This window comes from Achromobacter sp. ACRQX (genome assembly GCF_022346505.1).
In the GTDB taxonomy this organism is placed as follows: Bacteria; Pseudomonadota; Gammaproteobacteria; order Burkholderiales; family Burkholderiaceae_B; genus Achromobacter; species Achromobacter animicus.
Map to the genome: position 1 here is coordinate 370,900 of NZ_JAKRML010000002.1, position 11,388 is coordinate 382,287.

Sequence of the window (11,388 nt, forward strand, 5' to 3'; positions counted from 1 at the left end):
CCGCACGAAACCAGAGAGAGGTCACCATGAACAACGACATCATCGCCGGAAAGTGGAAGCAACTGACGGGCAAGGCCAAGGCGGCTTGGGGTGAACTCACCGACGACGAACTGACCCGCACCGAAGGCAACGCCGAGCGTCTGGCTGGTCTGATCCAGGAACGCTACGGCAAGACCAAGGATGAGGCGCAAAAGGAAGTCCGCGACTTCTTCGACCGCAATCCCTGATTCCCATAACCACCAGGAGAAGCTGACATGTTGCATTACGCCGTAGTTTTCTTCGTTATCGCGATCATCGCGGCTGTCCTGGGGTTCGGCGGCATCGCCGCCGGCGCCGCGGGGATTGCCAAGATCCTGTTCTTCGTCTTTCTGGTCCTGGCTCTCCTGTCCATTCTGGGCGGCGCCTTCCGCAAGAAATAGAACCCGCATCTGAGCTTTAGTAGATCGTCATAGCGTCACGAACGCGCTGAACACCAATAAAAAGGAGCATTACTATGGAAATTCGCAAGCTGATCGCCGCCGCCGCACTGGGTACTGGCGCTGTCTTCACTTCCATGGCTTTTGCCGCCGATGACGGCAAGCCGAAACAGTCCGTGGGTGAATACGCGTCCGACGCCACCGTGACCACCAAGGTCAAGGCCGCCTTTGTCGCCGACAAGCAGCTGAGCGCCCTGGAAATCGCCGTCGAAACCAACAACGGCGAAGCCACGCTGACCGGCACCGTCGGCACCGCTGCCGAAGCGGATCACGCCGCCAAGGTCGCCCGTGGCGTTGAAGGCGTGAAGCAGGTCAAGAACAACATCAAGGTTGATCCGGCCAAGAACCGCAAGTAATCAAGGCATCGATCTGATCGACGCCTGATTTGAAAACGGCGCCTGTGCAAACAGGCGCCGCTTTCACGTTTGGCTTTTACATGCTCGCTTTGGGATTTGCGCTCTGCTACAGCGTGACGGCGCCGCGGCCGATTTCCAGCGCGCGTCCGCCCACCTGGATGCGGCCATCGGTCGAGACATCCAACTGCAGGCGGCAGGGGCGGCCGGTCTGGTCGCCTTGCTCCACCAGCACGCTGGCGGGCAGCGCGGCCTTGCGATGCAGGAGCCAGCCGCCGAGATTGGCGCAAGCCGAACCGGTGCCGGGATCTTCGTTGATCGCACCGCCCGGCGTGGCGTAAAAGTAGCGGGCCACGACGACCTGTCGGCCCGCCTGGACATTGCCTTCGTCAAACGCAAACAGATATAGCGACTTGCGTTCGAGGCTGCTGGTCTGCCAGCGGCTGAGCAGCGACGCGTCCGGCTTGGCCCGGCGCACTGCGTCCACGCTGGCAAGCGGCACGAGCAACTGGTCCGCACCGGTATCCACCCAGATCGGGTCGGCCAGCAGGTCGTTTTCGCCCAGGCCCACCAGTCCGGCGATGCCGGCGGGATCCAACTTGGGCGCGGCGGTGCGCACCCCGCCCGGACACGGCGCGGTGAAGGTCCACGCGTCGCCAATGGCAGTAAGCGGCACGACACCCGCCTGAAATTCCAGCGTCAACGCGTCGCCGGTCTGCCGCAGGTCGCGCACGACCTGCGCGGTGCCAATGGCCGGATGTCCGGCGAACTTCATTTCAAAGCCCGGTGTAAAGACGCGCACCCGCGCGTCGGCCTGATCCGAAGGCAGGATGAACGTGGTCTCGGACAGATTGAATTGCGCCGCAAGATTGAGCATGGTGGCATCATCCATGCCGCGCGCGTCTTCAAACACACAGAGCTGATTGCCGCTGAATGTGGAAGCGGCGAAAACGTTGAGTAGACGAAATGCGTAGGAAGCCATGGCGGATAGCAGTGAGGAAAATGCCGGCGACGCCGGATAAGCCCCCACTGTATCGCAGCGGCCCCGTCAAACGCTTACCAAACGGCGAAGAACAGCACCCACGCCATGCAGAACGGCACGAGGCCCGCGGCCAGCACAAAACCCGCGCCAACCTTGCGCGCCATGCCGACCGGACGCGCATTCAGGAGGCGCGCGTAAAGACGCAGCGTCCACAGCACCGCCAGGGTCAGCAGCGTGAACCGGACCGGCGTCGCCCATGCCGCATGCACGCCTTCATGCTTGAGCAGCGTGATCGTCGTGGCGGACAGGCCCAAAAACACGCCAATGCCAGCCGACGGAATCAGCGCCTGCGCCAGCTTGTGCAGGCCGGCCCGCCCCCAGCGCGATACGGGCGCATGGGCAGCATGGGAATTGACGGGCGCCGGCGGCACGGGTGCGGCGGGCGCAATGCGGTCGGCGAGCCACAACGACAGGAAGGCCGCGCCGCCCACGCATATCGTGGCGCCGACGACAAAGAGCAGAATGCCGGCGCCGTCCAGCCACGAGAAGCTGTCGTTCACGTCCGGGTAGTGCGTCAGGATGAACCACGGCGCGTTGTCCATCAGCGGCCACAGGATGTCGTGCTCGACCAGCCAGGTCGCGGCCCATTGCTTGGCCGTCACGAACCACGGGCTGGCGCTCCAGAGAAACGCGCCGATCGCAATGCCCATCAAGCCGAAACACAGCAATGCCGTCTGCCACGGATCGCCATCGGCCACGTGCACGATCTCTTCCTCAGGCGAGCGGGGTGTCAGTGCAATGGCGCCGCGATAGCCACTGCACCGTCCACAGACGTGGCAATCGCCCGCGCCCTTCATGTGGCGCAGCGGCACCAGCGGCGCACAGTTGATGGGCTCGATGCGGATGACGGGATGGCGCCACTTTTCCTCGTCGACCTTGAAGTGCCAGGGCGCCAGCTTGGCCAGCAGGTTGAACACGCCATTGACCGGGCACAGATACTTGCACCACACCCGCTTGCTGCGCCCGTAGCGCCAGCCGACGATCATGGCTGCCACGGTGGACCCGCCCAGGACGGCCAGCACCGCCAAGGGGTACTGATAGACACTGACCAGCTGACCGTAGATGGTCGTCAGCGCGAAGGCCACGAACGGCCAGCCGCCCCAGCGCATCCACTTCGGGATGGCCCGGCCCTGTCCGCGCTCGCTGGCCCATTCGGTCAGCATCCCTTCGGGACACAGCCAGCCGCACCATGCGCGCCCCAGGATTGGCATCGAGATCAGGACGAACGGCCACCACACGCCCCAGAACGCAAACTGCGCCACGACGGTCAGGTTGTTGAACACCGAGGCCGCGTTGTCGGGCAGCGGCAGCAACGCCGGCACGATGAGAAGAAACGCGTACAACGCGACAATGCCCCACTGCAGCTTGCGCAACAGCGGGGCATGGTCACGGAGGAAGTCGGCGATGCGGGAGGTTGCCCTCCCGAGTGCAGCAGCCATGGTCAAACCTTAAGAAAATCAGTCCGGAGAAAACACCGGAATCAGGATGCTCCGCGGGCAGCGGCCACGGGCGCGGGCCGTCCGCCCGCCCAGCGCAGCAGCGCCCAGACGATGATCCAGTAAGCCACCCACAACAGCAGCGAGGACAACGCAGGCAATGCGCGGTATCCCGCGAAGTCGGCCAGCACCTTGCCAATGCCCGTGCTGTCGCTCAACAGCCAGGAGCTGTCCCAGACCGGGTCCACGATGGTCGGCAGGACATCCAGCGAAATCAGGTGGTCCAGGCCGCCCACCAGCAACGAGCCGGCCAGGAGCAGCAACAGGATTTCGGTCACGAAGAAGAAGCGGCGCCACGTGATGAGCTTGCCGCCCAGTTGCAGCAGCCAGAACGTCAGCAGCGCCACCGCGAAACCGGCCACGCCAGCGACGGCCAGCATCAGCATGTCGCTGCCGCCCTCGCCCGCCGACACCGTGCCGTACAGGAACACGACGGTCTCGCTGCCTTCGCGGGCGACGGCGATGGCGACCAGCACAAGCAGGCCCCACCAGTTGTCGCTTGCCACGGAGGCGCGCGCCCCGCTTTCGAGTTCGCCCTTGAGCGTGCGGCCGTGCTTCTTCATCCACACGACCATCTGCACGACCAGCGCGCAAGCGGCCAGCGACATGATGGCCTGGAACCATTCCTGGCCTTCATCGCTGAGCCAGGACGACACGCCCAGCAGCACCAGCGCCAGCGCCACGGCCAACGCCAGGCCCGCCGCCACGCCGCCCCACAGGTACGGCAGCCCGCGCTTGCCTTCCGGCGTGGCGCGCAACCACGTATACAGAATGCCCACCACGAGCAGGGCTTCGACGCTTTCGCGCCAGACGATGAAAAGTACCTGTTCCATGCTTTGGTGCCGCGTTATTCCTTGGGCTTGACGACCAAGGTGCCTTTCACGCTCTGGTGAAAGTCGTCAAAAAAGGGATACTCGCCGGGACGCGAAATGGTGATGACCACGAAGGACTTCACCCCCGGTCCCAGGACTTTTTCCTTGCGCAGCGGAATGCTTTCGAATTCCACCGGCTCGTTGCTCTCGTTGATGAGTTCAATCTTGAAACGGCCCGCGGGCACTTCCAGCGTGGCCGGCTCAAACGTGCCGTCCGGCTTGAACCGCAAGGTGAACGTGGGCAGTTCGTCCGCCTGCGCAGGCGCCATGCCGGCTACGCCGGACAGGCCGATGAGCATTGCGGCAAGTACGCGAAGCAGGCGGCGCACGATCAGTAACCGCCCTTCTTGCCGGTGCCGGCGTAGACGAATTCATATTCCAGGTCGAACGGCTCGAACCATTCGCCCACACCCGTTTCCTTGTCGACGTGACGGCCGAAGTGGCTCATCTTGTTCGCCGTCGGCGGCAGGATGGTGTACTTGAGTTTGTATTTGCCCGGGCCCTCGAGCTTCACGTTTTCGCCATAGTGCGGGCCATCGTTGGCGACCATGGGCATGAACGTGCCCTTCTGCACGTTCTGGCTGCCGACCTTCTGGATCTCGTAATTCACGACCAGATACGGCACCCACTCGCCTTCAGGAAAACCAGTCTTGTTGCCGGCCGTGGCGTGGATGTCGGCCTCCAGGTGCACGTCGGAATCCTTGGCCGGACGCATCATGCCGGGCGGGTCCATTTCGATCGGCTGCAGATACACCGCGCCGATTTCCATGCCGCCCTTTTCGACAGGCTTGCCGATGGGGTATTCGGCCGCATGGGCGGCGGACACGCTCAACGCGACAATGGCCAGCGCCAAGGCTTTCTTGATCATGTGCATAATCCTTGAGACACAAATGAAAATAGCGGCTCTCAAAACACAAACAAGAACCGTTTTCATTAATTTAGTGGATTTTGCTGACACAACCCTGAACCTGGCCGCACTAAAAGTGTCGGATCATTGCGTTGGCTCAATCAGCAAAAAGCCGCCTTGGCATGCGCCAAGACGGCTTTTTTGCATTGACGCGGACCGGTCAGGCCCTGCGTCCGGCGGTGGTTACTTGCGGCCCGCGCCCGGGGTGCTGCCCGGCGTGAACGGGAAGGTCGAGAACATCGCGCGCGTCTGATCCTGCATCTGGTCCTGCATCTGCACGAACAGGTTTTTGCTCTGGTCGATGTAGTTGTTCATCATGTTCTGCAGCATCGGCGTCTGCACGTTCATGAATTGCGTCCAGGCTTCCGGCCCGAACTGGCTGCCGTACAGGCCCTTGGACTGCTCGGCCATGCGCTGCTGGATCTCCATGAAGGCCTGGATGTTCTTTTCCAGGTACGAGCCCATGATGCCTTGCATGGCGTGGCCGTAGAAACGGATGATCTGCGACAGCATGTTCGAGGAGAACATGGGCATGCCGCCGCTCTCCTCTTCAAGAATGATCTGCAGGAGGATGCTGCGCGTCAGGTCTTCGCTGCTCTTGGCATCGACAACCTGGAATTCCTCGTTCGCCAGGACCAGTTGCTTGACATCTGCCAGGGTGATGTAGGTGCTGGTCCGGGTGTCGTATAAGCGACGGTTGGGGTATTTTTTAATCAGGCGCAGGCTGGCGCCGGTTTGTGCTTGCGTCATGGTTGTCCCCGGATCGGGCGATCTCTTTAGGCTTCGAATAATGTGAGTGTAATGCCGTACGGCCCTCTGCCCGAAGCCGTACAGCGCCAGTGGGCCGCCGCGGGGCGGCCCATGTCACGTCAACCCATGTGCAGGCCGCCGTTCAGCGAGAAGTCCGCGCCGGTCGAAAAGCCGGATTCATCCGAGGCCAGCCACGACGTCATGGACGCGATTTCCTCGGGCGTGCCAAGGCGGCGCACCGGAATCGTGGCGACGATTTTTTCCAGCACGTCCGGCCGGATGGCGCGGACCATGTCGGTGCCGATGTATCCCGGCGAGATCGTGTTGACGGTCACGCCCTTGCTGGCCACTTCCTGAGCCAGCGCCATCGTGAAACCGTGGATGCCGGCCTTTGCCGTGGAGTAGTTGGTCTGGCCGAACTGACCCTTCTGACCATTGACCGAACTGATGTTGATGATGCGCCCCCACTGGCGCTCGACCATGCCGTCGATGACCTGCTTGGTCACGTTGAACAGGCTGTTCAGGTTCGTGTCGATGACCGCGCGCCAATCGTCGGCCGTCATCTTGCGGAACAGCCCGTCGCGGGTGATGCCCGCATTGTTGACCAGCACGTCCACCGGCCCGAGGTCAGCCGTGACCCTTTCGAAGGCGGCTACGGTGGAGTCCCAATCGGACACGTTGCCCACCGACGCGTAGAACGTGAAACCCTGCGCGGCTTGCTCATCCAGCCATTGCTGGTAATTGCGGCTGGGGCCGCAACCTGCCACGACGCGAAAGCCATCCTTGGCCAAGCGCTGGCAAATAGAGGTGCCGATCCCGCCCATCCCGCCTGTTACGTAAGCCAGTTTTCCGCTCATTGGACTTCCTCCTGTGTGCGACGGACGCCTCGTTGATTAAACATCTTCCTGCCCGGGGGATCGGACCGCGATACGCGGTATCAGGCCGCCCGGACCTTTACATATCTGCCAGGGGCCGGCTCGATCGGCCGGTACTTGGCATTGCCTGCCTTTGTCCTTGCTTTGACCTGTTTGCCGGAATGCTCGGCCAGCCAGCCCGACCAGTCCGGCCACCAGCTTCCGGGTTGCTCCACGGCCTGCGAAAACCACGTGTTGGGGTCGCCGGGAAGCGGTTGGCTTTCCTGTTCCAGCGCATCGGCCACCCAGTAGCTGCGGCGCTTCTTGGCGGGCGGATTCACCACGCCCGCGATGTGGCCGGATGCGCCCAGCACGAAACGCTGCGGTCCGCGCAGGACCTGCGTGGATGCATAAGCCGAAACCCACGGCACGATGTGGTCTTCGCGCGAACCGAAGATATAGACCGGCATGCGCAACCGCGTCAGGTCCAGCGGCAGGCCAGCGGCCTGCGCGCGGCCCGGCACCTTGAGGTTGTTCTCAAGGTAGGTATTGCGGAAATACCAGGAAAAGAAAGGCCCCGGCAGGTTCGTGCTGTCGCCGTTCCAGAACAGCAGATCGAAGGCCGGGGGCTTCTGACCCTTCAGGTAATTGCCGACCACGTAGTTCCAGACCAGCTCATTGGGGCGCAGGAACGAGAAGGTGGTGGCGAGGTCGCGGCCCGCCATCAGGCCGCCGTTGCCCAGTTGATGGTCGCGCATGAGCGCGTGGGTTTCGTCGACAAAGACGTTCAGGACGCCGGTGTCGTGAAAATCGAGCATCGAGGTGAGCAGCGTCAGCGCAGCCACGGGATGCTCGCCGCGCGCTTCGGCCAGCGCCAGCGCCGCACCCAGCATCGTGCCGCCCACGCAGAAGCCCAGCGCATTGACCTGCGGCTGCTTCGTGATGTCGCTGGCCACGCGCAGCGCCTGCAGCACCGCGTCGTCAAGGTAGTCGGACCAGGTGGCGCGGTCCACGCCGTCGGTATCGGCCGCCACCGGATTGCGCCAGGAAATCAGGAAGACCGTGTAGCCCTCCCCGACCGCGTGACGCACGAACGAGTTCTCGGGCTGCAGATCCAGGATGTAGAACTTGTTGATGTTCGGCGGCACGATGACCAGTGGCCGTTCGTGCACGGTGCCGGTCGACGGCGCGTACTGGATGAGCTGGAACAGCTTGTTCTCGAACACCACGTCGCCGGGGGTCGTGGCCACGTTGCGGCCGATCTCGAATTGGGACTCGTCGGTCTGTGTGATGCGGCCTTTCTGGACGTCGCCCAGCAGGTTCGCAAGACCTTCGTTCAACGCGCGTCCCGCGCTTTCGACGATGGATTGCTGCGCGTCGGGATTCAATGCCAGGAAGTTGCTGGGCGACAGCGCGTCGACCCACTGCATGATGGAGAATCGAAGGCGGTCGCGCATGGGCTCGCTGACCTGCGCGGCATCGACCATGCGCTGCATGGCGCGGGCGGACAGCAGATAGGTATGCGCCAGCAACAGATGCGACGCGTTCGCCGCCCAGGCATCGCCCGAGAACCGGCGATCGGACGGCGGCGCCAGCGTGCCGCGCTGGGCATCGTCGCAAAGGCGTTGCCATTCGCGCGCGAACTCTGCCTGGATGTCAGCCAGGACTTCCGGTGCCACGCTCACCGGAATGGGACCTGCGGAGAGATTGGCATTCACTTCGACACCTTGTTATCGAGACTTCGCGATTGATGTTGCATTCCGGGTCCAGGACTGTCAATGCGGGTATACAAGGAGGCTTACTACGGTAAAACGCAAGCCCGGGCCCGGCCTTTGCGCGGCGTCAAACCGGATGCAACCAGGCCAGCATTGCCATGCGTCCCGTCACCCCGTCGCGGCGGTAGGAAAAGTACCGGTCCTTGCGCGTCACCGTGCATTCGCCGCTGAGGGACACCTCTTGTACCCCGGCGCGCCGCAGCCGGAAATCCGCCAATCCGGCGAGGTCGGCCAGCCACTTGCCCGCCGCGCCGGCACGTGGCGCGAAAAAGCGCGCCGTGGCCGGGTCGTCCGCGGTGAAGGCGTCCAGCACGTCCTGCCCCACTTCGAAATGCTGCGGGCCGATGCCGGGCCCGACCCAGGCGCGCCAACCGGCCGCCTGCGGCGCCTTGGCGCGCATGGCGTCCAGCGTATGTTCCAGGACCCCGCCCGCCAGGCCGCGCCAGCCGGCATGCGCCGCGCCCAGCACCTTGCCTTCCGTGTCGGTGATGAGCACCGGCAGGCAATCGGCCACCATGATGGCCAGGACGCGCCCGGGCTGCGCGGTGACGCTGGCGTCCACGGCAGGCTCGGCCGGCACGTCGATCGCGTCCGCATCCACGACCTCGCTGCCATGCACCTGACGCAGCCACAGCGGGTCGGCCGGAACTGCCGCGCGCACGCGGCGGCGATTCTCGGCCACGGCCTCCGGGTTGTCTTCGGCCCGCAGGCCAAGATTGAGGGTGCCATGGGGCGCCACGCCGACGCCACCGGCGCGGGTCGTGCAGAAGTAGCTGACGCCACTCCAGTCGGGTCCCGTCACGACGGGCAGGTCTGCAATCAGGCGTTCCATGCAATGCTCTCCTGGACCTGCGCCATGTCGGCAGGCACCAGCGCGTCGAAGTGGACGTCGCCCTTGCCGCCGGGATCGTCGAAATGGAGTGCGCGGGCGTGCAGCATCTGTCGCTCTGCCCCGGCAATGTTCTTGCCGCCGTAGATCGTGTCGGCCAGCAGCGGATGCCCCAGGCTGGCCATGTGCACTCGGATCTGGTGGGTTCGGCCCGTCTCCAGGCGGCATACCACTTCGGTGACACGGCCGCCGGGTTCCACCGAGCCGCGCCGGGCCGGCGCGTAATTGGTGATGGCCGGCTTGGGCGCGACGGGCCGTTCGACGCTCATGCGCACCGGCACACGCGGATCGCGGCCGATGGCGCGGTCGACCTTGCCCGCAGCGGCAACCCAGCCGTGCGCCAGGGCCACGTATTCGCGGCCCATGCTGCGCGCTTGAAGCTGGCGCACGAGATGGGTCTGGGCGATGTCGTTGCGGGCCACGACCATCAGGCCGGAGGTGTCCTTGTCCAGGCGGTGCACGATGCCCGCGCGGGCAACCTGCGCAAGCTCCGGGTAGCGATGCAGCAGGCCGTTGAGCAGCGTGCCGCTCCAGTTGCCGGCCCCGGGGTGGGTGACCAGGCCCGCCGGCTTGTTGACGACAATCCAGTCGGGGCTTTCGGCGACCACGCCGAACTCGACGGGTTCGGGCGTGAAGGCCAGCGCGTCGGGCGCGGGTTGGGCCCAGATGGTGAGTTCGTCGCCGGGGCCGACCGTCTGGCGGATCTTGCCTGGCGCCCCGTTGACCAGGACGTTGCCGGATTCGATCCAGCCTTGCAGGCGGTTGCGGGAATGGTCGGGCAGGAGGCCGGCCAGAATCTTGTCGAGCCGGTCGGCGCGCGTGGCGGACGGCACGGTTACAAGTTGCGGCTCCCCGCGGCCGGATTCGTCGAGATTTTCGTCGGCGCTATCGTCGGAAACAAGATCTGCGCGGGCGGCTGTATCAGACATGGAGACAAATCATATAATCAGCCTGCCATGCTAACACCAAGGATACGATTCTCGTGATTCACCACCCTGCAGCTCCCTCGAACCCCGCATCCCGCAGCGGGTCGGTTTTGCGCGTGGTCATCGCGCTTTTTGCCGTCATCGTCATCGCCGGTTGCAGCGGGGCGGACAGCAAATACGACAAGACCACCAACTGGAGCGCAGAACAACTCTACGCGGACGCCAAGGCCGAAATGGCGTCGGGCGGCTGGAAGGAAGCGCGCGAGCGCCTGACCGCCATCGAAAGCCGCTACCCGTTCGGCGTCTACGCGCAGCAGGCGCTGCTTGAACTGGCCTACGTCAACTGGAAAGACGGCGAAAACGAGCAGGCGCTCGCCGCCATCGACCGCTTCCAGCAGCTTTATCCCAATCACCCCGGCACCGATTACGCGCTCTACCTGAAGGGCCTGGTCAACTTCACGCCGGCCAGCGCCTTCATGAGCAACATCACCGGCCAGGATCCGGCCGAGCGCGATCCCAAGGGTCTGCGCGCGTCCTATGACGCCTTCACCGAGCTGATCAAGCGCTACCCCGAAAGCAAGTACAGCGTCGACGCCGAAAAGCGCGTGGCGTGGCTGGTCAACACCATCGCCATGAACGAAGTCCACGTCGCCCGCTATTACTACGAACGCGGCGCCTACGTGGCCGCCGCCAATCGCGCGCAGACCGTCATCACCGACTTCGAAGGCGCCCCCGCCACCGAAGAGGCCCTCTACCTGATGGTTCAGTCGTACGACAAACTGAACATGACCGACCTGAAGAACGATGCCCAGCGCGTCTACGACAAGAACTTTCCGAACAGCGCGTTCCGGACCCAGGGCCTGAAGGCCGACAGGAGCTGGTGGAATCCCTTCAACTGATTCCGCCTGCATGGGAAGCAAAAAGCCCTTCAGATTTCTGAAGGGCTTTTTTTCGCCTGCTGGGCGCGGGGGGGGGGGGGGGGGCCGGGGGGGGGGGGGGCGGGCCCGGGGTAACCCCGGTTAACGCCCCCAACCGATACCTGTAGCGG

Annotated in this window: 14 protein-coding genes; 4 read left to right on the forward strand and 10 right to left on the reverse strand. The window is 64.1% G+C overall.

Annotated features, from left to right (window positions below):
• Window positions 1-26 precede the first annotated feature (26 nt).
• From MHZ91_RS03580 to MHZ91_RS03590, 3 genes are all read left to right on the forward strand, one after another.
• Entirely contained in the window at window positions 27-227 is a 201-nt protein-coding gene (locus MHZ91_RS03580) for a CsbD family protein (RefSeq protein ID WP_006218180.1), read from the forward strand.
• 27 nt (window positions 228-254) lie between these two features.
• Window positions 255-419: a DUF1328 domain-containing protein gene (locus MHZ91_RS03585; protein ID WP_006389411.1), complete on the forward strand. Its 165-nt coding sequence runs from the start codon at window positions 255-257 to the stop codon at window positions 417-419.
• Between the two features lie 74 nt (window positions 420-493).
• Complete coding sequence (locus MHZ91_RS03590; protein ID WP_056567736.1) at window positions 494-832, forward strand: BON domain-containing protein; 339 nt, start codon at window positions 494-496, stop codon at window positions 830-832.
• Window positions 833-938: 106 nt separating this feature from the next.
• Here the strand turns inward: MHZ91_RS03590 and MHZ91_RS03595 are convergent, their stop codons facing one another.
• The 10 genes from MHZ91_RS03595 to MHZ91_RS03640 all read right to left on the reverse strand — a co-directional run bounded on the left by MHZ91_RS03595 (window position 939) and on the right by MHZ91_RS03640 (window position 10,343).
• Window positions 939-1,811 carry a PhzF family phenazine biosynthesis protein gene (locus tag MHZ91_RS03595; RefSeq protein ID WP_218345168.1) on the reverse strand — a complete coding sequence of 291 codons (873 nt, stop codon included), beginning with the start codon at window positions 1,809-1,811 and terminating at the stop codon, window positions 939-941.
• A gap of 74 nt (window positions 1,812-1,885) precedes the next feature.
• A complete protein-coding gene (locus tag MHZ91_RS03600; protein ID WP_239212485.1) occupies window positions 1,886-3,310 on the reverse strand; it encodes a 4Fe-4S binding protein in 1,425 nt (474 codons plus the stop codon).
• Between the two features lie 41 nt (window positions 3,311-3,351).
• Window positions 3,352-4,200: an FTR1 family protein gene (locus MHZ91_RS03605; RefSeq protein ID WP_175122866.1), complete on the reverse strand. Its 849-nt coding sequence runs from the start codon at window positions 4,198-4,200 to the stop codon at window positions 3,352-3,354.
• A 14-nt stretch (window positions 4,201-4,214) separates the two neighbouring features.
• On the reverse strand, window positions 4,215-4,538 hold the full coding sequence (locus MHZ91_RS03610; RefSeq protein ID WP_175123344.1) for a cupredoxin domain-containing protein: 324 nt from the start codon (window positions 4,536-4,538) through the stop codon (window positions 4,215-4,217).
• 32 nt (window positions 4,539-4,570) lie between these two features.
• Window positions 4,571-5,107: an iron transporter gene (locus MHZ91_RS03615; RefSeq protein WP_056569437.1), complete on the reverse strand. Its 537-nt coding sequence runs from the start codon at window positions 5,105-5,107 to the stop codon at window positions 4,571-4,573.
• 222 nt (window positions 5,108-5,329) lie between these two features.
• Entirely contained in the window at window positions 5,330-5,896 is a 567-nt protein-coding gene (phaR, locus tag MHZ91_RS03620; protein ID WP_175122867.1) for a polyhydroxyalkanoate synthesis repressor PhaR, read from the reverse strand.
• Between the two features lie 119 nt (window positions 5,897-6,015).
• On the reverse strand, window positions 6,016-6,753 hold the full coding sequence (locus tag MHZ91_RS03625; protein ID WP_056567753.1) for a 3-ketoacyl-ACP reductase: 738 nt from the start codon (window positions 6,751-6,753) through the stop codon (window positions 6,016-6,018).
• Window positions 6,754-6,833: 80 nt separating this feature from the next.
• Complete coding sequence (locus MHZ91_RS03630) at window positions 6,834-8,468, reverse strand: alpha/beta hydrolase (RefSeq protein WP_175122868.1); 1,635 nt, start codon at window positions 8,466-8,468, stop codon at window positions 6,834-6,836.
• 124 nt (window positions 8,469-8,592) lie between these two features.
• Window positions 8,593-9,357, reverse strand: coding sequence for a peptidoglycan editing factor PgeF (pgeF, locus tag MHZ91_RS03635; protein ID WP_175137388.1), 765 nt, complete (start codon window positions 9,355-9,357; stop codon window positions 8,593-8,595).
• Window positions 9,345-10,343, reverse strand: coding sequence for an RluA family pseudouridine synthase (locus MHZ91_RS03640; RefSeq protein WP_175137387.1), 999 nt, complete (start codon window positions 10,341-10,343; stop codon window positions 9,345-9,347). The genes pgeF and MHZ91_RS03640 overlap by 13 nt, the downstream gene beginning before the upstream one ends.
• Window positions 10,344-10,450: 107 nt before the next feature.
• Between MHZ91_RS03640 and MHZ91_RS03645 the strand changes: the two genes are divergently transcribed.
• Window positions 10,451-11,239, forward strand: a complete 789-nt coding sequence (locus MHZ91_RS03645) for an outer membrane protein assembly factor BamD (protein ID WP_175123345.1) — start codon at window positions 10,451-10,453, stop codon at window positions 11,237-11,239.
• Window positions 11,240-11,388: the final 149 nt, after the last annotated feature.